Here is a 26,301-nt window from a genome sequence, read left to right on the forward strand (position 1 = left end):
TCTTGTCAGGGGTGGAGTGAAAAAGGGGGGGCGAAATTATCCGAGAAAAGCCAGCAGCGTCGCTCCAAGGCCCATCAGCCCGGCTCCAGCGAGGCGGGTGAGGGTGTTGCCTTCCTTGAGCCAGCGCCAGCCGATGAGCACGGAGAACAATCCGTTGAGGCGCTTGACCGCCACCATGTAGGCCGCCGCAGTCATGGAGATGGAGAACATGTGGCAGGTCAGTTCGGTGAATCCCAGTAGCCCGGCCACAAGCGCGGGAACAGGTTTCTCGGTGAGCGAGCTCGGCCTGAAGCGTCCGGCGAGGATGCCGCCCAGCACGATCGCGCAAGCGCTTCCTATCCAGAACGATCCCGCCGCGTATAGCGGGGAAGAGAGCAGCAGCAGTTTTTTACCGAGCACCGCGCACAGGCTGTAAATGGTGGCCGCGGCCAGCATGTATCGGGTGCCGGGCTCGGTTGCCAAGGCCTTGAACGGGTCGAGCCATGACCGGGTCTGGTCGGAAATGTTGATGATGTACCCTCCGACCACGATCGCCGCGATCCCGGTCGCGCCTTTGAGAGGGGTGCTTTCGCCGAGCACGAGAAATCCCGTGAGCATGACGATGGCCGGGGTCAGCGTGAGAAACGGCATGGTCAGTGAGATGGGGGAGCGCCTGATGGCCTGCGACTGGAAGCGGAATGCAACGGCCACCAGCGGGCAGACCATGAGCAGCGTGGTCCAGAAGCCGGATTGGAACTCCGGTGCTTCGCCAAGCAACATGGCCACGGCGAAGAATGGTGAGCCCCAGACGAAGGGGATGGCGGACATCTCCCATGAATTGAGATGATTGAAGTGCCGTTTCAGGACGGCTGCCTCAAGAGCGGTGGCGAATGCCGACCATACGGCAAGGCTGAACCAGAGCATCTCAGCAGGTCTCGGGATAAATGAATTGATATGTCATCGGAAGGCAATACAACGGTTCGGCTCCATTGTAAAAAGCGGTTGCGGACGGACTTGACCCGAACCACCTGGCAGAGTATTGGAACCCTAGTACAACACCTAGGAGACATACATGCGTGAATCGACAGTGGGCATTGTCCGCGAGGGCATGCCGTACATTATCATATCGGCTTTCGTGACGCTCGTTTTTGCTGTCCTTGAGTGGGAATTTGCGGCCATCGTCATGCTGGCGCTGACCCTTTTCATAGGCCATTTCTTCCGTGATCCCGAACGGGTGCAGCCCGAGGACGCCGACGCCGTGGTCTCGCCCGCGGACGGAAAGATCTGCAAGATCGCAACAGAGACCGACCCCATGACAGGAGAGCAGCGTCAGGTCATCTGTGTGTTCATGAACGTTTTCAACGTCCACGTGAACCGCATGCCCGTTTCCGGAAAGGTGGAGACCATCCGTTATATCCCGGGAAAATTCTTTAATGCCTCGCTGGACAAGGCNAGCACCGACAACGAGCGGTGCGCCATGACCATCGTGGGCAAGGGCAACCAGCGTTTCTCCATGGTGCAGATCGCCGGGCTCGTGGCGCGGCGCATCGTCTGCTGGGCCGAACCCACTGACAAGCTCAAGCGTGGCGACCGCTTTGGTTTGATCAAGTTCGGGTCGCGTGTTGACCTTTACATCCCGGATAGCTATGTTCCCAGTGTACGCGTTGGCGAAAAGGTCGTTGCCGGGGAAACCACCCTGGCCGCAAAACGCTCCGCGTAAAGAACTCAAAGGACTGAAATGGCAAGGGAAAAGAAACTGCCCAGACACAAGAGCGTCTACATTCTGCCCAATCTGCTGACCATTGCGAGCCTGTTTATCGGGTTTCTCGGAATGACGTTGGCAATGCAGGGCAGGTTTGAGGCGTGCGCTCTGTGCATTCTCGCCAGCTGCGTTTTTGACGGACTCGACGGCAAGGTTGCCCGGCTCACCGGCACCTCCAGCGAGTTCGGCGTGCAGTTGGATTCGCTTGCCGACCTCGTGGCCTTCGGTGTCACCCCGGCCATCATGGCCTACCTCTGGCACTTGCAGGAGTTCGGACGCCTCGGGCTCGTGGCGGCTTTCCTGCTCATCGCCTGCGGTGCGCTTCGCCTTGCCCGCTTCAACGTGCAGACCAAGACGACTTCCAAGAAGTTCTTCGTTGGCCTGCCCATTCCGGCGGCCGCCTGCACTCTCGCCACGCTGGTCCTTTTCTCGTCCTACCTCTCAGACTGGATGAACGCCCAGATCGTACCCATGGGCCTTCTGGTCATGATGTACGTGGTGTCCATTATGATGGTCAGCACCGTACGTTTCTACTCCTTCAAGGATTTCGGATTCTTCAAGGCTCACCGCTTCAGCTCCATGGTGACCGCCATTTTGCTGTTCGCGCTGATCGCCTCCAAGCCGAAGCTGCTCGGTTTCGTGATTTTCTTCGGCTACCTCGTTTCCGGTCCTGTCTACACGCTGTTCTTCCTGTCCCGCAGGAGCAGCCGCCTACTAGGCGATTCCTCTTCCAACGAACTATCGTAGTTCGGCCCCGACCCGTTTTTTCACCATAGATGAATCCCGGGCGGACGCTGAGCCGGACGCGGGGGAGTTCATCCTTTTCGTCCCGTTCTTCGTCCGTTCGTCTTATGCAAAACCGCAACCGCAAGGGCCCAAGGCCCGGAGGCAGCAATGCAAGCAGACGGAACCATTGTCATTCGGCATCCGCACACCAGAGCGCGTTTCCGCTGGGAGCGACTACGGGCACGGTAAACTGTGACGGTTACGACTCCGCGTGCCGTGACTGCGTTCACGCAGTTGGCGCGCACCAACACTTTACCGTAAACGACGGGCTCAGACCCGGAGGTGCAAAATGTCCGACAAGATCATGATTTTCGATACGACCCTGCGCGATGGCGAACAGTCTCCCGGCGCCACCATGAACATTGATGAGAAAATCCGCATGGCCCGCCAGCTTGAGACGCTCGGAGTGGACATCATTGAAGCCGGCTTTCCCATTGCCAGTCAGGGCGATTTCGAATCGGTCAAATCCATTGCCGAATCCGTGACCAACCTGCAGGTGGCAGGCCTCTGCCGCTCGGTGACCAAGGACATCGACCGCTGCTGGGAAGCGGTGAAAAACGCGCCCGAGGGCCGCATTCATACCTTCCTCGCCACCAGCCCCATTCATATGGAATACAAGCTTGGCAAGACGCCGGATCAGGTGGTGGAAATGGCCGAGGCTGCGGTGAAACACGCCGCGAAATACACGTCCAACGTGGAATTCTCGGCAGAGGACGCTTCCCGGTCCGATTGGGACTTCCTCGTGCGAGTGTTCAACACCGCCATCAAAGCCGGGGCGCGGACCCTCAATGTTCCCGACACCGTTGGGTACACCCAGCCGCACGAGTTCTATGAGATGATCCGTTTCCTCATGGAAAAGCTGGAAATGAAGAGCGATACCGTCATTTCCGTGCATTGCCACAACGACCTCGGACTCGCCGTGGCCAACAGCCTTGCGGCCATCCGGGCCGGAGCGCGGCAGGTGGAGTGTACGGTCTCCGGCATTGGCGAGCGCGCGGGCAACGCAGCGCTCGAAGAGGTCGTCATGGCGCTCAACACTCGCAAGGATCTTTACGACATCGACTGCGACGTGGTGACGGAGCAGTTGTACCCCTCGTGCCGCAGGCTCTCCCAGATCATCGGGCAACCCATCCCGCCGTACAAGGCCATCGTGGGCACCAACGCCTTCGCGCATGAATCGGGTGTGCATCAGGACGGTGTCATCAAAAACCGTCAGACCTATGAGATCATGACGGCCGAAAGCATCGGCAGGCAGGGCACGGAGATTGTCATCGGCAAGCACTCCGGCTCCCATGCCATCAAACGCAAGGTGGAGGAACTGGGCTACACGCTTCAGGATGATCAGGTGGAAGCCATGTTCTCCGCAGTGAAGGAACTCGCCGACAAAAAGGAACGCATTCACGATGAAGACGTGGAAGCGCTCGTGCTGGAAAAGGTCTATCGTCGTCGCGACAAGTTCCGTCTGCGCGATATGAGCGTGTTCTCCGGCACCGGCGAAGTTCCGCCGCATGCTGCCGTGGTTATGGAATTCGGCGATGAGGGCGGTGATGTGGAGGTCCGCAAGAACACCGCTTTCGGGCGCGGAACCATTGACGCCGTGTTCAGCTCCATCTACGACTTGATAGGGTATCGTGCCAGCCTTGAAAGCTATACGGTCAACGCAGTCACTTCCGGAACCGACGCATTGGCCGGTGTCGCGGTACGCATAACGCATGACGGGTTCAAGGCCGTCGGCCGCGCCAACGACGAGGACGTCGTCCGCGCTTCCGCCCTGGCCCTTGTCAACGCATTGAATCGTTTGGAAATCACCAGAGAGGAGAGGAAATAATGTCTCAGACCCTGGCAGAGAAAATACTGCAACAGCATACCGACGAAACCGTCGAAGGGCCGGGACAGATCGTCCAGTGCCGGGTGAGCGGAGTGCTCGCCAACGACATCACCGCACCGCTGGCCATAAAGGCCTTCAGGGAAATGGGCGCGAAAAAGGTCTTTGATCAGGACCGCGTTTTTCTCGTGTGCGACCATTTCACCCCGAACCGCGACATCGACTCGGCCGAACAGGTCAAGGTCGTGCGCGAGTTCGCCGAAGAGATGGGCGTCACTAACTACTACGAGTGCGGCGACGTGGGCGTTGAACACGCCCTGCTGCCTGAAAAGGGGCTTGTGGGGCCGGGCGACATCGTCATCGGCGCGGATTCTCATACCTGCACCTACGGCGGTCTGGGCGCATTCGCCACCGGTATGGGCTCCACCGATATCGGCGCGGCCATGGCGCTTGGTGAAACTTGGTTCAAGGTGCCGCCGACCATCCGCGTGCAAGTCACAGGCAAGGCCTCGCAATACGTCGGCGCCAAGGACGTGATGCTCAATCTGATCGGCCGCATCGGCGTGGCCGGGGCGCTCTACAAGGCGCTGGAATTCGGCGGCGAGACCATCGCGGATATGACGGTGGAAGGGCGCATGACCATCGCCAATATGGCTATTGAGGCCGGCGGCAAGGTCGGTCTCTTCGCTGCTGACGGCAAGACCATCGACTACGTGGTGGAAGCCGGTCGCAAGAACGCCGAAATGCTCGCTCCGGACCCGGACGCGCAGTATGAGCGTGTGGTGGACATCGACGTGAACGGCATGGAGCCGCAAGTCGCCTGCCCGCACCTGCCCGACAACGTGAAGCCCGTGGACGAGACCGCTGGCCTGAAGATTCATCAGGCTGTCATTGGCTCCTGCACCAACGGGCGCATAGAGGACATGCGCGAGGCCGCCGCTATCCTGAAGAATCGCAAGGTGGACAAGTCGGTGCGCTGCATCGTGCTGCCCGCAACCCCGAAAATCTGGCAGGACTGCCTCAGTGAAGGACTCATGGAAATCTTCATGCAGGCCGGATGCATCGTTGGTCCGCCCACGTGCGGTCCATGCCTTGGCGGTCACATGGGCATTCTCGCGGGCGGGGAGCGGGCCATCGCCACCACCAACCGCAACTTCAAGGGCCGCATGGGCAGCCTCGAAAGCGAAGTGTTCCTGTCCAACCCGTCCGTTGCCGCGGCCAGTGCCGTGGCCGGAGAAATCATCCACCCGGCCAAGCTGTAGGAGGCTGATCATGAAAGTGACCGGAAACGCCCACAAAGTGGGCGACCACATAGACACCGACGCAATCATCCCCGCACGCTTCCTCGTGACCACCGATGCCGAAGAGCTGGGACGCAACTGCATGTCCGGCCTTGAGGAAGGCTGGGTGGACCGCGTGAAGGAAAACGACATCATTGTGGCCGGGGAGAACTTCGGCTGCGGCAGCTCGCGCGAGCACGCGCCCATCTCCATTCTTGGAGCGGGCATTCCCGTCGTGGTCGCCAAGAGTTTCGCCCGCATCTTTTACCGCAACGGCTTCAACAAGGGGCTGGTGCTGTTGGAAGTAGGCGATGACATCAACAAGCTCGGCGACGGGCATGAACTCACTGTCGATACGGAAAATGGCGAAATAACCAACAATACCACCGGAGACGTCGTGAAGTGCGCTCCCGTTCCGTCCTTCATGCAGGGAATACTCGATGCTGGCGGACTGGTGGAATACGCGCGCGCCAAACTTGCGGAATAAGGAGCGGCCATGAAGATATGCATACTTGCCGGTGACGGCATCGGACCGGAGATCGTGGCGCAGGGCGTCAAGGTGCTCGACAAGGTGGGCGAAAAGTTCGGTTGTACCTTTGAATATTCCGAAGCGTTGATCGGCGGAGTCGCCATCGACGCCACGGGCGGTCCGCTGCCCGACAGCACCGTGGAACGCTGCAAGGAGGCCGATGCCGTGCTGTTGGGTGCCGTGGGCGGTCCCAAGTGGGACACCATCGACCCGTCCATCCGCCCGGAAAAAGGGCTGCTCGGTATCCGCAAGGCCATGGGCCTTTTCGCCAACCTGCGTCCCGCAGTGCTGTTTCCGCAGCTCAAACACGCCTGCTATCTGCGTCCGGACATCGTGGAAAACGGTCTCGACGTGATGGTGGTTCGCGAGCTTACCGGCGGCATCTACTTCGGGGAGCCGCGTCTCGAAGGCGAGATAGAAGGGGAGCGGTACGGGTACAATACCATGGTCTATCGCGAGCATGAGATTCGCCGCATCGCCCGCGTGGCCTTCGAGGCCGCGCGCAAGCGCGGCGGTCGCGTTTGTTCCGTGGACAAGGCCAATGTGCTGGACGTCTCCCGCGTATGGCGCGATGTGGTGGTGGATGAACACGCCGAGTACGCCGACGTGGAACTGAGCCACATGTACGTGGACAACGCCGCCATGCAGCTCGTGCGCGATCCGGGCCAGTTCGACGTGATCGTCACCGGCAACCTGTTCGGCGACATCCTTTCGGACGAGGCCGCAGCCATCACCGGTTCCATCGGAATGCTTCCGTCCGCGTCGCTTGGTGCTGACGGGCCGGGGCTGTACGAACCCATCCACGGCTCCGCGCCGGACATCGCCGGGCAGGACAAGGCCAACCCGCTGGCGACGATCCTGTCCATCGCCATGATGCTCCGTCATTCCATGGATATGGCCGAGGAGGCCGACTGCATCGAGCAGGCCGTCCAGAAGACGCTGGAGCAGGGATACCGCACCGGTGATATCATGGAACAGGGCGCAAAGGCCGTCGGCACCAAGGCCATGGGCGCTGCGGTGCTGGAAAATCTCTAGCGCGATAGTGTAGTAATATTGAAAAAGGGCCGCTCTCCGGCAGGGAGCGGCCCTTTTTTTGCGAGGTGAGGAAGGCGCTGGAAATCAGCCGCCGAACCAACCCGGGGCGATGACTTCCATGGCCTTGGAGTAGTGCACGCGCAGGTCTTCCAGCTTGTTGCCGATCTTTTTTTCCTGATCGCTCATGCTGGAGGGGCAGACGTCCTTCATTTCGTCGACGATGGTGTCCAGTTCCTTCATGGTGGACTTGATCAGGATGATCTGGTCCTGAAGGCCGGACGGATTGTCGTATGCCAGCACGTCGTAGAGGCGCGCTTTCCAGGCGTTGAGTTCCATTTCGAGGCCCTTGCAGTAGTGGGCCACGGCTTCCTTCTTTGCTTCTTCGGTGCTGCATCCGTCGATGCCCACGCAGCTGGGGCAGGGTCCGGGGTAATCCATGTTAGCCATGAGGTCCTCCAAATCATTTAGAATATGGTTACAATTAGTTTCTCCATACCACAGAGTTTATTTCTGTGTAAGCCATTATTTTCAGAAAGTGGGTCTCTCCTGAAAAATAGGACGGACCCGAAAATGCTTGTCGAATGAGCAAAGCAAAGCTACACATGCTTTCCCGTGAAAGGGAAAAGACTTGCCGGAGAGTATGAATGAATGATTTTGTGTTGACGGTTCAGCTCAGTCTGGACGGAGAGAATCACGAGGACGCCTACATCGACTTCATCCTGTCGGTGGACGGCAACTATCTCCACGAGGACGGAGGGGCCTACATCGACCCCGTGGACCTGACCATGAGCGCCGGGCTTTCCGGCGAATACTTCATCTTTACCTGTAACTGCGGCAATCCCGCCTGTCTCGGTATTGACGAAGGCGTCCACGTGGAGCATCACGGCAACGAGGTGCACTGGAAGCTCAGGACGCCCATCGCGTGGCCTTCGGAAGAGGAGCTGCCCGAGTGGGCGCAGGACCTGCATCTTGTTTTCGACCGCGAACAGTATGCCCAGGCCGTATCCATGGCCCTGCTGCACGCCAAGACGCTCGCTCAGGGCTGGCAGGGACAGGGTTCCCTGTGGGTCGGCCCGGACATGACCCTTGAGCAGCTTTTGTCGCTGGAGATTCCCGAAGCCGGAACCATCTCCATGCCCGTGGGCAACGGAACCATCCAGTAAATATTTCGGGTTTTCAGCCCGTAAAAAAGGCCGCTCCGTTTACCGGGGCGGCCTTTGTCTTGCTATCTGCGGCGAATCGGAAACCGTTGCGGCAGTTCGATCCCTGCTCGCTTTCGAACCGCGTCGGCTCGTTGCTGGGCCTCATTCAGCACGGCTTCTTCATCCATCGTCAGCACCTTGCGGTCGCGCATCACCCAGTTGCCGTCGCACATGACCGACTCCACGCAGCTGGAGCGCATGGCGTAGACGAGGTTGGCCACGGCGTCGTGCACGGGCATGGAACCGGGGTGGGAGTGCATGTCCACCATGATCAGGTCCGCAGCCTTGCCCGGCTCCAGCGAGCCGATGCCGTCTTCCCAGAGAGTGGCCCGTGCGCCGTTGACCGTGGCCATTTCCAGAACGGACTGAGCAGGCACCGCCGTGGGGTCAAGGGTGCGGCCCTTGTGGATCATGGCCGTCAGGTACATCTCGTCGAACATGTCCATGCGGTTGTTACAGGGCGCGCCGTCCGTGCCGATGGAAACGCAGATGCCGCGTTGCAGCATTTCCGGCACCGGAGCGAACCCCAGAACCTTCATGGCCGCGCCGGGGCAGTGGGAGACCTTCACGTCATGCAGGCGGAACAGGTCCATTTCCCTCGGTGTGATCCAGACGGTGTGCACGGCCAGCAGGTTGGGACCCAGCGCGCCGATGCGGCCAAGATGCTCCACCGTTGGCAGGCCACGGTCGGCCTTGGCGAAGTCGATCTCTTCCTTTACCTCGGCGACATGCATGTGCATCCCGATGCCGCGTGCGTCCGCCAGCTCTCTGGACTTGAGGATGAGCTCATCAGAGTTGTTGAAAATGGTGCGCAGTCCGAGCCAGACCCGGATTCTGCCGTTTGCCGCGCCGTGCCAGCGGTCCATGTGTTCGACCTGTCGGGCGATGCAGTCGTCGGCGGATTCTTTTGTGTGCTCAGGTATGCCTTCGCCGCGGTCCATGGTGGAGCGGGCGAGGATGCCGCGGATTCCTGCCTGCTCCACGGCACGGCCCATGGTGTCCACGTGCTGGCCGCCCGGTTCGGCGAAGCAGGTCACGCCGGAACGGATCATTTCAAGACAACAGGCAAGCGAGGAGACGTGGTTGTCCTCGGCGGTGAGGCTACGTTCATAGGGCCAGGTACGCTCATGCAGCCACGTCAGCAGGTCCACGTCATCACCAAGCCCCCGGCCGAGCTGCTGGGAAAGGTGGACATGTGTGTTGATGAGCCCCGGCATAACCACCTTGCCGCCCGCGTCAATGATCTCGGCGTTTTCCGGAACGGAAGCCTCATCAACAAACCCGACGCTTTCAATGCGTCCGTCGCGTACAAGCACGCCGCCCGCTTCGAAAATCTCCCGCTGACCGTTCATGGTTACAAGAAAGGCATTCTTTATATATGTCACCGACATGATTTAATCTCCGTCATGGTAATCCGATTATTGTCGCCGGAGCTAGGTACGTCGTGTCGCGGAGTGATGTCAACGGCGGGCTCTCAGAGAGGGCTCGGGATAATAATGGCGTTCACGTGTCATGCGCTGTTGAACTGAATATTCCCGAAAAGTGTTTTGTTGACGGAGTGTTTTATGAAAAAACATAAAAAACCAAATAGTTGTCTGAACTGCGTCTTTTTCAGAAAGCGTTGCGTCCTCAGCCTTAGGCGACCCTGGAATCAAATTTCCTGTATGGAATTCCGACCCTACTGTCTGGACTGCGTCTACCCTCATTTTTTCTGCCACACCTGCCCCAATCGAATCTCGCAAAAGCTCAGGCCCGGCCCCATCGGTATCGTGGATCATCGCCCGGATGAATACGTTTGCACCTGGTCCAAGGATTCACAATAGGAATTTGCCTCTTAACATTGCGGCTGCGAGCGTATAGATTGCCTGCCTGAACAAAAAGGCAGGTACATTCAGCATGGGATTTAAAAATACACGCGAATGCCTTGATGCTCTTGAGCGTCGAGGAGAGCTGGTGCGCATCGAAAAGGCCGTGGACCCGCACATCGAGGCGGGGGCCATTCAGCGCCGCGTTTTTCAGGCAGGCGGCCCGGCGCTGCTCTTCACCAACGTCAAGGGAACGCGCTTTCCCATGGCCGCGAACATCTTCGGTACGCGCGAGCGTATGCATTTCCTCTTCAGCGATACGCTGCGGACCGTCGAACGGCTCATGCGGTTGAAGTTTGATCCAATGGCCGCGCTCAAGCGTCCGTGGGATTATCTCGGGGGCCCGCGTTCCGCATGGCATTCACTGCCCAAGCGAGTGAAAAACGGACCGGTCATGCGCAATGAATGCCGGGTGACCGAACTGCCCGAGTTGGTCTCATGGCCAATGGACGGCGGGGGATACGTCACTCTGCCGCAGGTCTACTCGGAAGACCCCACGAAGCCCGGCTTTTCCGGCTCCAACCTCGGCATGTACCGGGTGCAACTCACCGGAAACGACTATACCCCGGACGAGGAAGTGGGCCTGCATTACCAGATCCATCGGGGCATAGGGCATCACCACGCCGAAGCCCTCAAGCGCGGCGAAAAGCTCAGGGTCAACGTCTTCGTGGGCGGCCCGCCGAGTATGACGCTGGCGGCGGTCATGCCCCTGCCAGAGGGTTTTCCGGAAATACTTTTTGCCGGAATGATGGGCGGGCATCGCATCCCCATGGTCATGCGTCCGGACGGACTGCCGATTCCGGCCGAAGCAGACTTCTGCATCAGCGGCGTGGTGGAGACCGTGGAGAAGCCCGAAGGACCTTTCGGCGATCACCTCGGCTACTACAGCCTGACGCATGACTTCCCGGTGCTGCGCGTGGAACACGTCTATCATCGTGACGATGCCATCTGGCCGTTTACCACCGTGGGCCGTCCCCCGCAGGAAGACACCATCTTCGGTGAGTTCATCCATGAGATGACGGGCGATCTGGTGTCCTCGGTGTTCGCCGGGGTGCACGAGGTCCACGCGGTGGACGCGGCTGGCGTGCATCCACTGCTGCTGGCCGTTGGTTCAGAACGGTACGTTCCGTATGCTGCGGAAAGGCAGCCGCAGGAGCTCATCACCAACGCGCTCTCGCTGCTGGGGACCACCCAGACCTCGCTCTCCAAATACGTGCTCATAGCCGCCAAGGAAGACAGCCCGGACGTCTCCGCGCATCATATCCCCGAGTTTTTCAGGCATCTGTTGGAGCGCGTTGATCTCGGGCGCGATTTCCATTTCATCACCCGCACGACCATCGATACGCTGGACTATTCGGGCATCAGCCTCAATCAGGGCTCCAAGGTCATCATGTCGGTGGCCGGACCGGTCCGCCGCGAACTCGGCACCGAGTTGCCTGCAGGGCTTGATCTGCCAAAAGGCTTTGGTGAGCCGAGGGTGTTCGCGCCGGGCATCATGGTGCTTCAGGGGCCGAACCACGACCGACCGCGCGACACGTCCGACCCGAGCTTCGATGCGCTGGGCGAGCAGCTGGAGCGCGTGGAGGGCATCGAGCGGTTCCCGTTCATCGTGGTGGCGGACGATGCGGAATTCACCGCCAGAAACTGGGACAACTTCCTCTGGGTGGCATTCACCCGTTCCGACCCGGCCACGGACATGTACGGTGCGGGCAGCTTTATTCACTGCAAGCACTGGGGTGCGGAAAAGGCCGTGATCATTGACGCGCGCCTCAAGACATATCATGCTCCGCCGCTGGAACCGGTTCCGGAAGTGGAGCGAATGGTGGACGACCTCGGCGCGCCCGGCGGGCCGCTGCACGGCATAATCTAGGAGAACCCATGGACGAGAAAGTTATCGCATACCTGCGCGAGGGCGTCGCGCTGGACCTGTGTCAGAGCATCAAGGCCGCCAGAAAGATCAAGGATCAGAAGGTTTTTCGGCACACAATGCTCGACGAGAACGGCACCAGCGTTTTCGTGGGCTTCTTCCCGAAGGCGGAACTGGACGAGTTGCCCGATCTGGACCAATCCTTTCGGGACCGATTGAAGATTTTCAACGCCATCGGCGTGGTCACCGACGGTGAGACCCGGCTCGACATGTATGTACTGGGCAGCATGAACAAGCCGTTCACCACGCTTCAGAGCCACAACGAGCTTATGAAGCAGCTGGACGACGGGCCGCTCTCGGCGTTCATGGAGCAGTACTTCGACGTACGCGGCGTGAACATCGACTTCATGAACATGGAGTATGAGGAGTTCATGCAGGCCGTGGAAAAGGAAGTATTCGCCAACACGCCCATGTCCGAAATGTCCAAGCTTGAAGAGTTGTTCAAGAACTGACAACGCTGATATTCGACACAAAAAGGGCCGCCCCGGAAATCGGGGCGGCCCTTTTTGGTTGTCGCAGAAGTGTTTCTACTGCCTCGTTTCCATCATCTTGTCGGCGACCATGTTCAGCATCGCCTCCTGTAGGCGGATGCTGATTTCGTTGCTCTTTTCGACATTTTCCACCAGCTCCCGCAGTTTGTCCACGGTCTCCAACAGAGCGGTGAAGGTCATGTCCGTGGGCGTTCCCTGCTTCTTGCGGATCATTTCGAGGATGTTCTCCAGCTTGTGGGCCAGTGTCTCGATGTTCTGCAGTTTCAGAAGGTTGGCGCCAGCCTTGATGGAGTGGGCGTCACGAAAAATGCCGTGAATGACCGTGTCGTCCAGTTTGCCCTGTTCAATGTTGAGCAGTCCGGACTCCACGGAGTTCAGGCGTTCTTCGGTCTCTTCTATGAAGACTTCCAGTACGGGGTCTCTCATTCGGTATGTCCTTCGATGAGCTGAATTGCCTTTTCGGCTATGCGGTTCAGTTCCGGTTTGGAAATCTGATGGTCGGCGCCGACCGAGTCGCCCTTGTGCCGGAGTTCGTCGGTGATGATGGAAGAATAGAGGATCACCGGAAGCTTACCCAGCACCGGGTCCTGTTTGATGTTCTTGGTCAGGGTGAAGCCATCCATGAGCGGCATCTCGATGTCTGAAATGACCACGTCCACGAAGTCGGTGATGTCCCTGTCTTCTTCCTCGGCGACTCTCTTGAGTTCCAACAGGGCCTTGAGCGCCTCTTCCCCGTTGTTGAGGATGCGATGCCGGAAGTTTGCGGCCTTGAGGTTCGCGTCCACCATCATGCGGATTGTTGCCGAGTCGTCGCAGACTACCGCCTTGTACTCCCTCTCCGCTACCGCCACGTTATCAGTGTCGTGATCCTCGAATTCCGAAAGAATGGTTTCGAGGTCGAGCAACTGGATGAACCGGTCCTCTTTGTCAACCAGTCCCACGATGGCATCGGTGCTTTTGGCGATGACGCCGCTTGGCGGAATGACTTCCCGCCAGCCCACGCGATGGATTTCGGTAACGCCCGAGACGAGGAATCCGGTCACGGACTGGCTGAACTCCGTGACGATGACGATATCGCGTTCGGTCTTGGGCATGTCGATTTCGAGCCAGACGCTCAGGTCCAGCACGGCCAGAATCACTTCGCGCAGCGGGATGGTGCCAAGAAAGGACGGGTGAGGCGCGGATTCCGGCGGTTCGAGATTCGGTGTCTCGATGACCTGCATGACCTTGGCCACGTTGATGCCGAAGTGATGCCGTACGGGTTGTTCACCCTCGGGCGCACTCTCCTCAATGTAGAATTCAAGGAGTTCGAGTTCGTTGGTTCCCGTTTCAAGGAGTATCCCCGTATCGATGGGGGAGTCGGCTTTTTTCATCTAGAGGTCCTCTGGCTGCGCGGTTTCGTGTTCGCTGCGTGTCCCGGTTTTTTCGAGTATTGGTTCCGCAGGTTCGAAAATCAAGTGAATAATTCATGAATCACCCATTCTTGTGAATGATTTTTTCATAAAACCTTGACCTTGTTCCCTGAGCCATGCACTAGGGGTAATAGGGAAAGGTCCTTTTTTCGTTTTTTTTAGAAATTGGAGCCCAAAATGAGCGATTCCGTGTCCATCGACGCCAGAGAGGCCCTGAGCGAACTCAAAAACATGCTTTCAGACTCTGCCGATGCGCTTGTTCCGTGGTTTTACGTGAACATGCCCGAATACTATTTCCAGACGCACGAGAAGGAAGAACAGCTCAAGCACCTGCGTGCCATCCTCTCCGGGCAGGTGCGCTCCGAAGGACAGGCGGTGCAGCTTAGAAGCCCCTGCGGGACAAGGATCACCCACATCACACCGGGCGCGGACATGAAGGTGCTGGCCGAGGTTCTGGAGCAGTATCGTGGCAAATCGCTTCAGGCGGCGCGCATCTATTCCAGCCGGGACGATGCGCTCAGGCTCGACACGCTGGTGCTCGGACCGCAGAGCACCTGCGAAGTGGATGGCAGCGGCTACAAGCGGGCTCTTGAGGCCATCACCGAAAGCAAGATGGTCATCCCGGAAGATCAGGATGACTTCGGAAAATTTCTTGCCGGGACCACCGAGGATTACGTTGAAAAGTTTGAAGCGGCGCGGGCCGTGCGGCACTTCGAAACCTGTCGTTGCGTCGAGGGTACCGAAAGGGTTCACGTGCAACTGGACAAGGAGGTGCATCCCGGCTTCGACCGCATCAGCGTGGCCATGGCCAATCCGCCGTCCAAGGCGCTATTGCTTATGGCGGTCAAGGTCCTTGCCCGGGAGGAAGTGCCCGTGGACAGGGCCTACGGCGACCTCTTCGAGCTTGAGGAGAACGGCACGGCCGCCGTATTCAGTTTTTATCTGGACAGGTCCAAGGTCGATCTTGACAAAAGCTCAGAGCGGTACGCGCGGCTGCGTCGCCAACTCAAGGCAATAAAGTGGTTTGCGTTTCATGGTCTTGAGGTGTTGTCCGAAGAGGACGGGTGGGAGATCGGCAGCGTCATGCTCATGCAGGCCGCGGCCGAGTTCGCCCATCAGTTCCTGACGGCCAAGGATATCTACGCCTATTCCTCGGGCCGGATCGTGCATACCATGCTCGACCACCGCGATATTCTGGACCTGCTGTTCAGTTATTTTGAAGCGCGGTTCAATCCGGACATAGGCGGCGGACGCGATGCGCTGGTGGAGCACCGGCGGCGCAAGGTGCGTAACGCAATCGGCGGCGTCACGGATGACATCTGCCGCAACATCCTGAACTACATCTATCGTTTCTTCCGGTACACCCTGCGTACCAACTATTACGTGCCAGAGCGGTTCGGCCTCGCTTTTCGCATGGATCCGCTCATCCTTTCCCCCATGCCCAAGGAAGAGCGACCTTTCGGATTCTACTGCTTCCACGGCCCTTACTGCTTCGGCTTCCATGTCCGCTATCGCGACATGTCCCGCGGCGGGGTACGGGTGGTGCGCACCTGGAATCAGGAGCATTTCGAACTGGAGAGCAACCGGCTCTTCGACGAAGTCACCAAATTGGCGAGTGCGCAGCAGTTCAAAAACAAGGACATCCCCGAAGGCGGCTCCAAGGCCGTTGTGCTCATGGGGCCGGACGGGGAAGTGGACATCGCCGTGAAGAGCATGGTCGATTCCCTGCTGGATCTCATCGTGGTGCCAGAGGATGCCGGGCCGGGCAACTGGACGCGGCCGGAAGTGGTGGACTATCTCGACCGCGAGGAGATCATCTATCTGGGACCCGACGAGAACATCACGCCCAAGCACGTGCAGTGGTTCGTGGACCGAGCCCGCAAGCGCCAGTACAAGTGGCCCGCCGCGTTCATGAGTTCCAAGCCGCGTGCCGGCATCGGACACAAGCGGTACGGCGTCACCAGCGAGGGCGTCATCGTCTTTGCGGATGAGCTGCTCCGGGCCATGGGCATCGACCCGGACAGCCAGAAATTCACGGTCAAGCTCACCGGCGGTCCTGCCGGAGACGTGGCCTCCAACGTCATGAAGATCCTGCGTCGCGAATACGGCGACAACGCCTGCATTGTGGCCATGTCCGACGGACACGGCGCGGCCTATGATCCGGCCGGGCTGGATCACGAGGAGCTGATGCGTCTGGTGGAAGGGGAAAAGAAGGCATCCCATTTCGACCCTGACAAGCTCTCCGGCTCGGAGGCGTTCGTGGTCTCCACGGAAACGCAGGAGGGCCGCTCCACCCGCGACAGCCTGCACAATACGGTGGAGGCCGACCTATTCATCCCGTCGGGCGGCAGGCCGGACACCATCAACATGCAGAACTGGCAGCGGTTCCTGCGGCACGACGGCAGGCCCACCGCGCGGGGCATCGTGGAAGGTGCCAACATTTTCATTTCCGCCGAGGCCCGTGCCAAGCTCGAAGAGGCAGGCGTCATGGTCGTCCCGGGCCCATCCGCCAACAAGACCGGCGTGATTTGCTCCTCCTACGAGATTCTTGCGGGGCTGGCTCTGTCGGAAGACGAATTCCTCGACATCAAGGATACCTACGTGGAGCAGGTGCTGGATATTCTGCGGCTGCGGGCGCGTGATGAGGCGCGGCTGCTCATGCGCGAATACAAGAGCTGCGGCGGCTCCAAGACCATCACGGAGCTTTCCTACGAGCTGTCTCGCCATATCAACGACCTCGCGGACATGGTGGTGGCGATGCTCGACGAAGGCGTGGCGTCCGTGGCCGCCAATCCGCTGCTCAAGCGCATGGTGCTCGCCTATTGCCCGGCAATACTCGCTGAAAAGTATGGCGACCGCGTGCTGCGAAACGTTCCGCGCGCCCACCTTCACGCATTGCTCGGGGCGTTCATCTCCGCACGCATCATGTATCAGGAAGGGCTCAACTGGGCCGAGCGTCTTGTTGACGTGGCAGGCGTACGCAAGCTTATCATGGCTTACCTTGAAGAAGAGGATATAGTGACCCGATGGGTTGAGGATATCCGCGAGAGCGGACTGGAGCAGGCCGACGACATCGCATCCGTGGTTCAGGCGTCCGGACGCAAGTATCTGACCATGCGGCGTCTCGGATTCGCATAGACCCCAACGGGAGGACTGCATGCCAGAAGCATTCAGAAACGACGACGAACGACTGCGGTCCGAAGTGGATCGCGTGATGAAGGAACGGACCGAGCATGGGCTGGAAGGGCTCGTGGGCGGTCTTGAATCAGTGGTGATCAACACGCAGCCCGAACGGCAGAAGGATGCGGTTCAGGAGGTGCTGAACACCACCGGATATGTTTTTGAGCAGGCCTTTGAGCGTGACGGTATTCGTACCTGCGTGCTCAAGAAGGACGGCAGCGCCGACATGCTGGTCACGTCCCGGTTGGTGGGCGAAAACCCGTTCAGGCCCGTCAACAGGGGGCCGAAGGGGGACGCCCTGCCGGACACGCGACTGGAGACGCTGGTCTTCAAATGCCCGCGTCTGGAGGAAGCCGTAGCCATCCAGAAGAAACGGGGTGTTCGGTTTCTGACCGAGGAGCCGGTGCGCACGCCGTCGTTCCTGTTCACGCAGACCGAGCCTTCGCCGTATACAGGCAACTCGGTAGGGTATCTCCAGTGGCTGGACGGGGAGGGCGCCTATCGCCCGGACGATGCGCAGCGTCTTGACTGGCATTTCGAAAAGCCTGACAGGCCGCACCTGCGCGACGTGCACGAGCTGGATCACGCTGCCACGCGGGTCAGAGCCGAGGAACGCGACAAGGCCATCATCGAATTCATGGAGTTGACCAACTACCACTTCGACTTTGCCATCTATGTGGAGGCGCTCAACTCCATTACCAACGTTGCGCGCCTGTCTGCCGAGGATTTCGCCATGGTGTTCACGTCCGGCATCGAGCCGTTCAAATCCGTGGAGGAGTCCGGCCCGACCGAGCTGTTCATCCATAATTACAACACACGGGTGCACCATCTGGCATTCAGGACGGAAAACATCGAAAAAACCTTCGACGCGTTGGTTGAGCACGGCATGGAATTTCTCGTGGAACTCGTCGGTTCCCCGGAAGAGGGGCTCAAGCAGACCTTTACACGGCCCATGTCATCCACGTTCATCGTCAACGAATATATTCACCGCTACGGCGACTTCGACGGCTTCTTCACGCAGTCCAACGTGACCATGCTGACGAAGGCCACGGAACGCCAGTAACGGTTTGCGGTCCGGAGGCGGTCCGTCCTTCATTGGGGCGGACCGTTCATTTCTGGATGATTTTTGCGCTTCATATGTTATGGTGGCGCGAAAACCGATAATTCAAGGAGAAAGACAAATGACCGAACGTAAAGGTTTGATCACGTTTCAGGGTAATCCGCTGACCATGGCAGGCAATCCGGTGGAGCCGGGCGACAAGGCTCCGGGGTTCGAACTGCTGGATAATGCTCTGGGGACCAAGACCATGGACGACTACAAGGACAAGGTCCTGATCATTGCCACCGTGCCGTCGCTGGATACGCACGTGTGCGACCTGGAAGCGCGACGTTTCAATCAGGAGGCGGCCAAGCTCGGGGACAAGGTGCAGGTGCTGGTGGTCAGCATGGACCTTCCGTTCGCCCAGAAGCGCTGGTCCGACAACGCTGGCGTGGAAGTCATGCAGACGTTGTCCGACCATCGCGATGCGTCCTTCGGCCTTGGCTGGGGCGTGCTGATAAAGGAACTGCGCCTGTTGGCCCGGACGGTCTTCATTGTTGATAAATCCGGCGATGTTCAGTATTCACAGGTCGTTCCCGAGGTTACCGACGAGCCGGACTATGATGATGTCCTCAAGGCCGTTCGGAAAATAATCGATTAGCGGCGGTTCTTGCCCCGAATATACTATCCATGTCCTTTCGCCCGTGGTATCTGGTGAGAGGATATGGATAGTATCGAAGGGAAAGGCGGCCTCCAGGACAACAAGGCAGAACCTTATGAGTACCAAAGCGTGCAATAATACCCCCGGACATAAGCATAACGTGCAGGACGTTCAGGGGAATATGCTTTCCGAGAAAGAGTTTCTGTTCATGGCGGAGCTGTTCAAGGCGCTCGGGGACTACACCCGTGTCAGGATACTGCACGCCCTGTCAGTTTCGGAGCTGTGCGTCTGTGCTCTTGCCGAGGTCCTTGAAATGTCCCAGTCAGCCATTTCGCATCAGTTGCGGTTGTTACGCGCGGCCAGACTCGTGCGGTACCGCAAGGAAGGAAAAAACGTCTACTACGCCCTGGACGACGAGCATGTGGAAGCGCTGCTCAAGCAGGGCTTTGCCCACATTTCCGAGGAGGCGTAAGCCTCCTCGCCTTTTTTCACCCACGGAGACGTGGGTGATTTCAGTTTGACATCTGAGCATACGTGCATATATTGCCCTTAAAGACAGACCGAAAGGGTATAATTTATGTTGACAGAAATCATATTTGAATCGTGGCACGTTCTGGTGGAAGCAGCGCCGTTTGTGCTCCTTGGTTTTTTTGTGGCCGGGTTGCTCAAGGCTTATGTTCCCGATGCGTTCATGGCCAAACACCTCGGTGGCAAGGGGCCGGGCCCCGTGGTTAAAGCAGCGCTGTTCGGCATCCCGCTGCCGCTTTGCTCATGCGGAGTCCTTCCGGCTGCGCTCGGTCTGAGGCGTCAGGGCGCCAGCAAGGGGGCCGCCACATCGTTCATGATCTCCACACCGGAAACAGGCGTTGACTCCATCGCCGTAACCTACGCGCTGCTGGACCCGATCATGACCGTCATCAGGCCGGTGGGGGCCTTTTTTACCTCCATAGTTGCCGGGCTTTTGGTCAATATGGGTCCTGCCGAGGAGGAAAAGCCCGAGCCGCTGGAAAACCTCGTTCACAGCGGATGCGGGTGCAGTTCCGGCTGCTGCGATGATGAGCCGAAAAAGGCCGGATCATGGCAGCGTTTCCGAGGCGGAATGGATTATGCGTTCGGCGAGATGATCGCGGACATCGGGAAGTGGCTCATGATAGGCGTGGTGCTCGCCGGAATTATCGCCGCGCTCATTCCGGACGGATTCATCGAGAACAATATCGGCCACGGCCTGCTGCCGCTGTTCATCATGCTGCTGGTCGGCCTGCCTCTTTACGTATGTGCCACCGCATCCACCCCCATCGCCGCCTCGCTGGTGCTCAAAGGGCTTTCTCCCGGTGCCGCGCTGGTCTTTCTGCTGGCCGGTCCCGCCACCAACGGGGCGACGCTCACCGTCATGTTCAAGGCGCTCGGTCGCAGGGCGGCGTTCGCCTACCTGTTCGCCATCGCGGTTTGTTCCATTGCGCTGGGATGGCTGACCGACAGACTGTATGTGGGCCTCGGACTTGATATCACGGCTGTGCTGTCCGATGTGGACGAGGCAGTCCCCGAATGGCTCGGAACCGCCTCGGCAATCGCGCTGCTTCTGCTTATTGCGTGGAACATGCTGCCGAATCGGCGACACAGCCACGATTGTTGCTGATAGGGTACCGAACAGCCTCGGCTTTCTTTTCATTCGGCCACTTCCGTGCTACTGAACGTCAAATTGATACGGAGTGGCCGAATGAAAACGAAATTGCTGGTACTGCTTATCCTTCTGCTCACGGCGCTGCCTGCGCGGGCCGATGAATCCCTCACCAAGATACGTTTCGGTATCCTTCCGGTTCTCGATACGCTTCCGCTTCAGGTTGCCGCCGCCGAGGGCCTGTTTCACGAGAACGGACTTGACGTGGAGTTGGTGACCTTTGCTTCGGCACTTGAGCGGGATACCGCTTTGCAGGCCGGACAGCTCGACGGCTTCTTCGGCGACCTCATCGCCACTTACATGCTCATCGACAAAGGCGTGCCCATGCGCATCGCCTCCACCTCGTACAGCACCCGGCCGGGGCAGCCCATGTTTGCCATAGTCGCTTCGCCGGAGCGGAAAGGCGTGGGACTTGACGGGCTGAAAGGCGCGAAGATTGCCATTTCCAAGTCCACCATCATCGAATATCTGCTCGACAGGATTCTGGAGCGCAAGACGTTGCCGCGCGACTACTTCCGGCGTGTGGAAATCAAGAAGATTCCCATCCGGCTTCAGATGCTTCTTTCCAACGAAATCGATCTGGCATTGTTGCCGGAACCCCTCGTATCCCTGACACGATTCAAGGGCGGCAGCATGGTGGTCACCGCCGAAACGCTCGGCATTCCGCTGACGGTGCTGAATCTGCACCGTCGGTATTTCGAGGGAAAGGCAAAGCATTACTTGAGTTTTATGTCCGCTTACGTCGAGGCGCTGGTGTTGCTGCGCAAGCATCCTGAAAAGTACCGCGAGCTCATGGCGGTGAGCTGCCGCATTCCGCCGCCGCTGGCTCCCGATTTTCCCATTTACGATTACCCCATGCCCAGCCTGCCATCCGCGCAGCAGTTGGACTCGGTTCAGGACTGGATGATCGAGCATGATCTCCTCGACGAAAGGATTCCCAGAGACTGGGCCGTCTCGCCGGTCGCCCCCTGATATGCTTGAAGCCGATTCGCTGAGTAGACGCTTCGACGGCCGTACCGTTCTTGACAACGTCTCCTTTTCCCTCGGGGAAGAGGAGACGCTTGCCGTGGTCGGGCCGTCCGGCTGTGGCAAGACCACGCTTTTGTACATGCTCTGCGGCCTGAGTGCGCCGGACGCCGGGCAGGTGCTGCTTGACGGGAATCCGGTGAGCCGTCCCCGGAATGATATCTCCATCATTCTTCAGGACTACGGGCTGCTGCCGTGGAAGACCGTTCGCGACAACGTGGCCATGGGCCTCAAGGTGCAGGGAGTTTCCAAGGCGAAGCGCAGGCGCGAAGCCGAGGTCCGGCTTGATGAGCTGGGGATGCTTGAACGGGCCGATGACTATCCCGGCACCCTGTCCGGCGGTGAACAGCAGCGGGTGGCGATCGCCCGGGCCTTTGCCACGCGGCCGCGGCTCATGCTGCTGGACGAACCGTTTTCCTCTCTCGATGCCCTGACGCGCGAAAAGCTTCAGCAGACCATGCTCGACGTCTGGGAACGTCGGCGCGTTCCCTCCGTTCTGGTGACGCACAGCCTTGAGGAGGCAGTCACGCTTGGCAGGCGGATACTGGTGCTTGGCGGTTCACCGGCTACTCCGGTGGCCTGTCTCGACAACCCCGGTTTCGGTGATCCCGCACTCAAGACCACTCCAGAAGGGTTCGCGCTGCTTGGCGAGTTGCGTCGCACACTGGAGGGCATATGAAGGGAATGCTGCGTTACGCCGTGGTCCTGTTGGTGCTCGGGCTTCTCTGGAAGGGCGCGGCAATCGCTCTGGGCGGACGAATACTGCCCGATCCGCTGGAAGCCCTGTCGGCCTTTGTGCAGGCAGCTGGCACTGCCGCTTTCTGGAAGCACTTCGGCGCAAGCGCATGGCGGGTATTAGCTGCCATGGGGCTTGCGTGGATCACGGCCTTTCCGCTGGGACTGCTCATGGGCAGCGTCCGGCGCGTGGACGCCATGCTTGCTCCCTTCGTCTTTCTGACCTATCCGATTCCCAAGATCGTGCTGCTGCCGGTGTTCCTGCTGGTCCTGGGGCTCGGTGACGCGTCCAAGATCGTCATGATCTCTCTGATCCTCGGCTATCAGATTCTCGTGACGACCCGCGACGGCGTGCGAGCGATTCACCCGAGGTACTTCGATTCGATCCGTTCCATCGGCGGTGGAAAGCGGCATCTGTTGTTCGATGTGCTGGTCCCGGCCGCACTGCCGCATGGATTCACTTCGCTCCGGCTCGGGACGGGGGTGGCTGTGGCGGTGCTTTTTTTCGTTGAATCCTTTGCCACCACCAGCGGACTCGGTTATTTGATTATGGACGCGTGGGGCGCCATGGATTACGTGAGAATGTTTACGGGAATCATCGGCATGAGTCTTCTCGGCGCGGCCCTTTATGAAGCGGCCGATTGTCTGGAGAAAAAAGTCTGCCGCTGGATGTTCCTGAGAAAAAAGAGCTGATTTGGAGAGATTTACTTGACCACGAGAAAGCTGGAATTCGACGACAGCAACCGGGCCGCCATTCTTTTCGGCCCAGAAAACAACCATCTGCGCCTTGTTAGCGAACGTTTCAATGTACGCATCGAGTCGCGGGGCAGCATGGCCGTGATTTCCGCCAAGCCCGGCTCTGAAACGGCTGGAAGCGAGGTGGACACCGCGGCCCGCGTGCTCACGCAGCTTTACGGTATGCTTCGCAAGGGACGCAAGCTCGCACCGCAGGACGTGGACCTTGCCTGCCGCGTTATCGACCGTGATCCCTCCGCGGAACTGCACCGCGTCTTTCGGCAGGAAGTGGACGCCGGCTCGCCCAAGCGGCAGATCACGCCCAAAACCGTCAATCAGCGCAACTATCTGGACGCCATCCGCAACAGCGACCTGACCATAGCCGTGGGGCCCGCCGGAACCGGCAAGACGTATCTGGCCGTGGCCATGGCCGTGGGGGCGTTGCTCCGCAAGGAGGTCAAGCGCATCGTGCTGACCCGTCCGGCTGTGGAAGCGGGGGAGANACTCGGCTTCCTGCCCGGTGATCTGGCGGAGAAGGTCAACCCGTACCTGCGTCCGCTGTACGACGCTCTCAACGACATGCTCGACTTCGAAAAGGTGCAGGAGCATCTGGAAACCGGGGTGATCGAAGTCGCTCCGCTGGCCTTTATGCGCGGTCGCACCCTCAACGATGCCTTCATCATTCTCGACGAGGCCCAGAACACCACCTCGGAACAGATGAAAATGTTCCTGACGCGGCTGGGCTTCGGCTCCAAGGCGGTGGTCACGGGCGACCTGACGCAGATCGATCTGCCGCGCGACAGCCGTTCGGGACTCCTGCACGCCCGGTCGGTGCTCAAGGGCGTGGAGGGTATCGTGGTCTCCGAGTTCGATGACCGCGACGTGATCCGGCATCCGTTGGTGGGCCGCATCGTCAGCGCCTACGACAAGTCGGAAGCGGAGGAAGCCAAGCAGTGAGCGTGGATATAGTCCGCAATGCGCCCGCCGATCCGAGCTTTCCGCTGGGCAACGGCGAACTGCACGACCTGTGCGACGATATCCTTTCCTCGCTTGGGTTGGATGATGGTTTTTTCGAGTTGCGGCTTGTGGACGATTCGGAAGTGGCTGCCCTCAATTCCTCTTTTCTGGGCTGTGAAGGTCCTACCAATGTCCTGAGCTTTCCTGCACGGGAGGGGGCGGCGGAAGAAGGTGAAGACGGCGACCGGTACCTTGGCGAGGTGGCGCTTTCCGTGGATACGCTGGGCCGCGAAACCCGTCTGTACGGGCAGGATCCGCGCGAACACCTTTCCCGACTGCTGGCCCACGCAATTCTTCATCTTGCCGGATATGATCACGGCGAAGAGATGGAAGCGCTCACCGAGCTTGCGGTCGCCGCCGTTTCCGGGGAGGCCGCATGAAGTGGGCCGGAGGCAGGTCGCTTTACCGCACGCTGGTGATCTGCGTGATTCTCGCGGCGCTGGCCGTGGGCTTCCTCGCGGTATGGGGCGTCCGCTCGTTTCGCGAAGACGCGGCGGCAATGGCCGTCGAGAATTCTGTGAAGGGACTGGCCGGAACCGTCTCCGTGCTGGTGAATGTCCTCTCCGAGACCGGGGAGCGTCAGCAATTCAGCGGTCTCGACGATGATCAGGTACGCCGGCGCGTGATGAAGGTCATGCGTGACCGTACACTCATGTCGGGCATTCTCGTTTCCGACGAGTCCGGGCTGGAGATGGCGGTCCTGCGGGAAGGGGAGATGCTGGCTTCCGGTTACCCGCTTGACGGGACGTTCCGCTGGAATGTCTCGAAGGAGGACCGTCAGCGGTTGCCGGATATTAATCTGGACTCCCTTGAGCATCGTCTTCAATCCGAACGCGCCGCGCTGAAGCCCGGTCAGTTCAGCTGGACCAGTGCCTACACTTTTCATGGACACGGTGAATCGTGGATGACCGTTTCCTGGCTGCTGGGCGAAAAGGGCCGGATGCTCACATTCATCCTGCCGGTCTCAGTCGTTGTGGATCAACTCGCCCGGGCCGACAGGGGCGAAGCTCAGAAGCTTTTCCTTTTCTGGGAAACAGAGCGCTTCATGGACATCCCCAAGGTTGAGGATGGCGAAACCCCATCGCCCCAGGCTGCCGTGTCGCCGGATGAACTCAGAGATCCGGTGGCGGCAAAGGCCGCGGAAATGCTCATGCAGGACCATGGACTGCGCGGCAGCCCGTTCCGCTTTCGTGTGAGCGGGCAAGTATGGTGGGGTGGCTCAAGACCGCTCTCCGCGTTTGGCGACAGCATGTACCTCGGCGTCGCCATGCCTCAGAGCAGCGTCAATACCGAACTGTCCGGGGACCGCTTCATCTACGGCTTTGGCGGGGCCATCGTTTTGGCGGCCATGCTGGCTCTGTATCTTCTCAGGCGGTATCGGAGCCGCATTGAAGGGCTGGGACTCAGGCAGGCCTATGCCAGCCCGGAAGATGTACGGGCGTTGATCGACGGCGGGGAAAACGAGCGCGTTGAGTTCAAGCAGACCCTTCGCTTCAACGTCAAGGCCGGCAAGAACGGGCGGGAGATCGAGCTGGCTTCGGTCAAGACCGTCACCGCGTTTCTCAACTCGCGTGGCGGAACCCTGCTGATAGGCGTGAGTGACTCCGGCGAGGTGCTCGGGCTGGATGATGACAAGTTTGAGAATGATGATCGCGCGTTGCTGCATTTCAACAATCTTCTCGGGCAGCATGTGGGCGTGCACTTCCAGCCGTTCGTCAATGCTCGCGTGGTGCACTTGGATGGCAAGAGTGTTATCCGCGTCAACTGCGTGCGCGCGGACGCCCCGGCGTTTCTGGTCAACGGGCAGACCGAGGAATTCTATGCCCGGTCCGGTCCGGCCAGTCGCAAACTCACGGTTCGGCAGTTCTACGAATATCTCAGAAGTTCTCGCAGCAGATTTGGCGGCCATCGCTGATAAATAGGGCATATGCGCCATTTTGCGATTCGTTTTTGCGCAATCCGTTATCCATTTGAGCGAATACGCCTGTCGGTGGCGTCGCGGCAGTCAAAAATTCTGTCTCCGAGGCCGTATCTTCGCAGTCGCGGAAGTCCACGCGAGTCGCGGCTTTGCGGGCTTCTTTAGGATGTCTGGTCTTTACAATCGGACGTGATTGGGCCAGACTCCATCGTTTACGCA

Annotated in this window: 25 protein-coding genes; 20 read left to right on the top strand and 5 right to left on the bottom strand. The window is 59.3% G+C overall.

What is annotated here, in order from left to right; genetic code table 11:
- Positions 1-36 precede the first annotated feature (36 nt).
- Positions 37-903 carry an EamA family transporter gene (locus tag B149_RS0101685; RefSeq protein ID WP_018123425.1) on the bottom strand — a complete coding sequence of 289 codons (867 nt, stop codon included), beginning with the start codon at positions 901-903 and terminating at the stop codon, positions 37-39.
- 148 nt (positions 904-1,051) lie between these two features.
- Here B149_RS0101685 and B149_RS0101690 point away from each other — a divergent pair, with 148 nt between their 5' ends.
- The 6 genes from B149_RS0101690 to leuB all read left to right on the top strand — a co-directional run bounded on the left by B149_RS0101690 (position 1,052) and on the right by leuB (position 7,196).
- A complete protein-coding gene (locus tag B149_RS0101690; RefSeq protein ID WP_018123426.1) occupies positions 1,052-1,699 on the top strand; it encodes a phosphatidylserine decarboxylase family protein in 648 nt (215 codons plus the stop codon).
- Between the two features lie 18 nt (positions 1,700-1,717).
- Positions 1,718-2,488 (top strand): CDP-diacylglycerol--serine O-phosphatidyltransferase, encoded by a 771-nt coding sequence (gene pssA / locus B149_RS0101695; protein WP_018123427.1) that lies wholly within the window; start codon positions 1,718-1,720, stop codon positions 2,486-2,488.
- A gap of 328 nt (positions 2,489-2,816) precedes the next feature.
- Positions 2,817-4,355 carry a 2-isopropylmalate synthase gene (locus tag B149_RS0101700; protein ID WP_018123428.1) on the top strand — a complete coding sequence of 513 codons (1,539 nt, stop codon included), beginning with the start codon at positions 2,817-2,819 and terminating at the stop codon, positions 4,353-4,355.
- Positions 4,355-5,614 (top strand): 3-isopropylmalate dehydratase large subunit, encoded by a 1,260-nt coding sequence (gene leuC / locus B149_RS0101705; RefSeq protein ID WP_018123429.1) that lies wholly within the window; start codon positions 4,355-4,357, stop codon positions 5,612-5,614. Before B149_RS0101700 ends, leuC begins: the two co-directional genes overlap by 1 nt.
- A 10-nt stretch (positions 5,615-5,624) precedes the next feature.
- Positions 5,625-6,119 (top strand): 3-isopropylmalate dehydratase small subunit, encoded by a 495-nt coding sequence (locus tag B149_RS0101710; RefSeq protein ID WP_018123430.1) that lies wholly within the window; start codon positions 5,625-5,627, stop codon positions 6,117-6,119.
- Between the two features lie 9 nt (positions 6,120-6,128).
- Complete coding sequence (leuB, locus tag B149_RS0101715; RefSeq protein WP_018123431.1) at positions 6,129-7,196, top strand: 3-isopropylmalate dehydrogenase; 1,068 nt, start codon at positions 6,129-6,131, stop codon at positions 7,194-7,196.
- 84 nt (positions 7,197-7,280) lie between these two features.
- Here leuB and B149_RS0101720 read toward each other — a convergent pair whose 3' ends face one another.
- Positions 7,281-7,643: a hypothetical protein gene (locus B149_RS0101720; RefSeq protein WP_018123432.1), complete on the bottom strand. Its 363-nt coding sequence runs from the start codon at positions 7,641-7,643 to the stop codon at positions 7,281-7,283.
- Between the two features lie 197 nt (positions 7,644-7,840).
- On the opposite strand from B149_RS0101720, the gene B149_RS0101725 reads away from it, so the two are divergent.
- The gene (locus B149_RS0101725) at positions 7,841-8,359 is read left to right on the top strand and encodes a hypothetical protein (RefSeq protein WP_018123433.1); all 519 of its coding nucleotides are present in this window, start codon (positions 7,841-7,843) and stop codon (positions 8,357-8,359) included.
- Between the two features lie 62 nt (positions 8,360-8,421).
- On the opposite strand, the gene B149_RS0101730 is transcribed toward B149_RS0101725, so the two are convergent.
- Positions 8,422-9,789: an amidohydrolase gene (locus tag B149_RS0101730; protein WP_018123434.1), complete on the bottom strand. Its 1,368-nt coding sequence runs from the start codon at positions 9,787-9,789 to the stop codon at positions 8,422-8,424.
- Between the two features lie 505 nt (positions 9,790-10,294).
- Here B149_RS0101730 and B149_RS0101735 point away from each other — a divergent pair.
- Positions 10,295-12,133: a UbiD family decarboxylase gene (locus tag B149_RS0101735; protein WP_026167390.1), complete on the top strand. Its 1,839-nt coding sequence runs from the start codon at positions 10,295-10,297 to the stop codon at positions 12,131-12,133.
- An 8-nt stretch (positions 12,134-12,141) separates the two neighbouring features.
- Positions 12,142-12,642, top strand: a complete 501-nt coding sequence (locus B149_RS0101740) for a hypothetical protein (protein WP_018123436.1) — start codon at positions 12,142-12,144, stop codon at positions 12,640-12,642.
- A gap of 75 nt (positions 12,643-12,717) precedes the next feature.
- Here the strand turns inward: B149_RS0101740 and B149_RS0101745 are convergent, their stop codons facing one another.
- Together B149_RS0101745 and B149_RS0101750 are read right to left on the bottom strand one after the other, a co-directional pair.
- A complete protein-coding gene (locus B149_RS0101745; protein ID WP_018123437.1) occupies positions 12,718-13,107 on the bottom strand; it encodes an Hpt domain-containing protein in 390 nt (129 codons plus the stop codon).
- The gene (locus B149_RS0101750; protein ID WP_018123438.1) at positions 13,104-14,054 is read right to left on the bottom strand and encodes a chemotaxis protein; all 951 of its coding nucleotides are present in this window, start codon (positions 14,052-14,054) and stop codon (positions 13,104-13,106) included. Before B149_RS0101750 ends, B149_RS0101745 begins: the two co-directional genes overlap by 4 nt.
- 216 nt (positions 14,055-14,270) lie before the next feature.
- Between B149_RS0101750 and B149_RS0101755 the strand changes: the two genes are divergently transcribed.
- The 11 genes from B149_RS0101755 to B149_RS17695 all read left to right on the top strand — a co-directional run bounded on the left by B149_RS0101755 (position 14,271) and on the right by B149_RS17695 (position 26,079).
- Positions 14,271-17,231 (top strand): NAD-glutamate dehydrogenase domain-containing protein, encoded by a 2,961-nt coding sequence (locus B149_RS0101755; RefSeq protein ID WP_018123439.1) that lies wholly within the window; start codon positions 14,271-14,273, stop codon positions 17,229-17,231.
- A 19-nt stretch (positions 17,232-17,250) separates the two neighbouring features.
- Positions 17,251-18,336 carry a VOC family protein gene (locus B149_RS0101760; protein ID WP_018123440.1) on the top strand — a complete coding sequence of 362 codons (1,086 nt, stop codon included), beginning with the start codon at positions 17,251-17,253 and terminating at the stop codon, positions 18,334-18,336.
- 118 nt (positions 18,337-18,454) lie between these two features.
- Positions 18,455-18,973, top strand: coding sequence for a thiol peroxidase (gene tpx, locus B149_RS0101765; protein WP_018123441.1), 519 nt, complete (start codon positions 18,455-18,457; stop codon positions 18,971-18,973).
- Positions 18,974-19,088: 115 nt separating this feature from the next.
- Positions 19,089-19,445, top strand: coding sequence for an ArsR/SmtB family transcription factor (locus B149_RS0101770; RefSeq protein WP_026167391.1), 357 nt, complete (start codon positions 19,089-19,091; stop codon positions 19,443-19,445).
- 105 nt (positions 19,446-19,550) lie between these two features.
- Complete coding sequence (locus tag B149_RS0101775; RefSeq protein WP_018123443.1) at positions 19,551-20,609, top strand: SO_0444 family Cu/Zn efflux transporter; 1,059 nt, start codon at positions 19,551-19,553, stop codon at positions 20,607-20,609.
- A gap of 81 nt (positions 20,610-20,690) precedes the next feature.
- Complete coding sequence (locus B149_RS0101780) at positions 20,691-21,623, top strand: ABC transporter substrate-binding protein (protein ID WP_018123444.1); 933 nt, start codon at positions 20,691-20,693, stop codon at positions 21,621-21,623.
- 1 nt (position 21,624) lies between these two features.
- Positions 21,625-22,356, top strand: a complete 732-nt coding sequence (locus tag B149_RS0101785) for an ABC transporter ATP-binding protein (RefSeq protein ID WP_018123445.1) — start codon at positions 21,625-21,627, stop codon at positions 22,354-22,356.
- Positions 22,353-23,105, top strand: coding sequence for an ABC transporter permease (locus B149_RS0101790; protein ID WP_018123446.1), 753 nt, complete (start codon positions 22,353-22,355; stop codon positions 23,103-23,105). The genes B149_RS0101785 and B149_RS0101790 overlap by 4 nt, the downstream gene beginning before the upstream one ends.
- Positions 23,106-23,120: 15 nt before the next feature.
- Positions 23,121-24,104 (top strand): PhoH family protein, encoded by a 984-nt coding sequence (locus B149_RS0101795; RefSeq protein WP_018123447.1) that lies wholly within the window; start codon positions 23,121-23,123, stop codon positions 24,102-24,104.
- Positions 24,101-24,544, top strand: coding sequence for an rRNA maturation RNase YbeY (gene ybeY / locus B149_RS0101800; RefSeq protein ID WP_018123448.1), 444 nt, complete (start codon positions 24,101-24,103; stop codon positions 24,542-24,544). The genes B149_RS0101795 and ybeY overlap by 4 nt, the downstream gene beginning before the upstream one ends.
- Complete coding sequence (locus B149_RS17695; RefSeq protein ID WP_018123449.1) at positions 24,541-26,079, top strand: AlbA family DNA-binding domain-containing protein; 1,539 nt, start codon at positions 24,541-24,543, stop codon at positions 26,077-26,079. The genes ybeY and B149_RS17695 overlap by 4 nt, the downstream gene beginning before the upstream one ends.
- Positions 26,080-26,301: the final 222 nt, after the last annotated feature.

Source organism: Desulfovibrio oxyclinae DSM 11498 (genome assembly GCF_000375485.1).
Lineage (GTDB): Bacteria > Desulfobacterota > Desulfovibrionia > Desulfovibrionales > Desulfovibrionaceae > Pseudodesulfovibrio > Pseudodesulfovibrio oxyclinae.

What these genes read in the sequence shown, in the direction of transcription:
- B149_RS0101685 (WP_018123425.1), bottom strand. Translation starts at nt 903, where the DNA reads ATGCTCTGGTTCAGCCTTGCCGTATGGTCGGCATTCGCCACCGCTCTT.
- pssA (WP_018123427.1), top strand. Translation starts at nt 1,718, where the DNA reads ATGGCAAGGGAAAAGAAACTGCCCAGACACAAGAGCGTCTACATTCTG.
- B149_RS0101700 (WP_018123428.1), top strand. Translation starts at nt 2,817, where the DNA reads ATGTCCGACAAGATCATGATTTTCGATACGACCCTGCGCGATGGCGAA.
- leuC (WP_018123429.1), top strand. Translation starts at nt 4,355, where the DNA reads ATGTCTCAGACCCTGGCAGAGAAAATACTGCAACAGCATACCGACGAA.
- B149_RS0101710 (WP_018123430.1), top strand. Translation starts at nt 5,625, where the DNA reads ATGAAAGTGACCGGAAACGCCCACAAAGTGGGCGACCACATAGACACC.
- leuB (WP_018123431.1), top strand. Translation starts at nt 6,129, where the DNA reads ATGAAGATATGCATACTTGCCGGTGACGGCATCGGACCGGAGATCGTG.
- B149_RS0101720 (WP_018123432.1), bottom strand. Translation starts at nt 7,643, where the DNA reads ATGGCTAACATGGATTACCCCGGACCCTGCCCCAGCTGCGTGGGCATC.
- B149_RS0101725 (WP_018123433.1), top strand. Translation starts at nt 7,841, where the DNA reads ATGAATGATTTTGTGTTGACGGTTCAGCTCAGTCTGGACGGAGAGAAT.
- B149_RS0101730 (WP_018123434.1), bottom strand. Translation starts at nt 9,789, where the DNA reads ATGTCGGTGACATATATAAAGAATGCCTTTCTTGTAACCATGAACGGT.
- B149_RS0101735 (WP_026167390.1), top strand. Translation starts at nt 10,295, where the DNA reads ATGGGATTTAAAAATACACGCGAATGCCTTGATGCTCTTGAGCGTCGA.
- B149_RS0101740 (WP_018123436.1), top strand. Translation starts at nt 12,142, where the DNA reads ATGGACGAGAAAGTTATCGCATACCTGCGCGAGGGCGTCGCGCTGGAC.
- B149_RS0101745 (WP_018123437.1), bottom strand. Translation starts at nt 13,107, where the DNA reads ATGAGAGACCCCGTACTGGAAGTCTTCATAGAAGAGACCGAAGAACGC.
- B149_RS0101750 (WP_018123438.1), bottom strand. Translation starts at nt 14,054, where the DNA reads ATGAAAAAAGCCGACTCCCCCATCGATACGGGGATACTCCTTGAAACG.
- B149_RS0101755 (WP_018123439.1), top strand. Translation starts at nt 14,271, where the DNA reads ATGAGCGATTCCGTGTCCATCGACGCCAGAGAGGCCCTGAGCGAACTC.
- B149_RS0101760 (WP_018123440.1), top strand. Translation starts at nt 17,251, where the DNA reads ATGCCAGAAGCATTCAGAAACGACGACGAACGACTGCGGTCCGAAGTG.
- tpx (WP_018123441.1), top strand. Translation starts at nt 18,455, where the DNA reads ATGACCGAACGTAAAGGTTTGATCACGTTTCAGGGTAATCCGCTGACC.
- B149_RS0101770 (WP_026167391.1), top strand. Translation starts at nt 19,089, where the DNA reads ATGAGTACCAAAGCGTGCAATAATACCCCCGGACATAAGCATAACGTG.
- B149_RS0101775 (WP_018123443.1), top strand. Translation starts at nt 19,551, where the DNA reads ATGTTGACAGAAATCATATTTGAATCGTGGCACGTTCTGGTGGAAGCA.
- B149_RS0101780 (WP_018123444.1), top strand. Translation starts at nt 20,691, where the DNA reads ATGAAAACGAAATTGCTGGTACTGCTTATCCTTCTGCTCACGGCGCTG.
- B149_RS0101785 (WP_018123445.1), top strand. Translation starts at nt 21,625, where the DNA reads ATGCTTGAAGCCGATTCGCTGAGTAGACGCTTCGACGGCCGTACCGTT.
- B149_RS0101790 (WP_018123446.1), top strand. Translation starts at nt 22,353, where the DNA reads ATGAAGGGAATGCTGCGTTACGCCGTGGTCCTGTTGGTGCTCGGGCTT.
- B149_RS17695 (WP_018123449.1), top strand. Translation starts at nt 24,541, where the DNA reads ATGAAGTGGGCCGGAGGCAGGTCGCTTTACCGCACGCTGGTGATCTGC.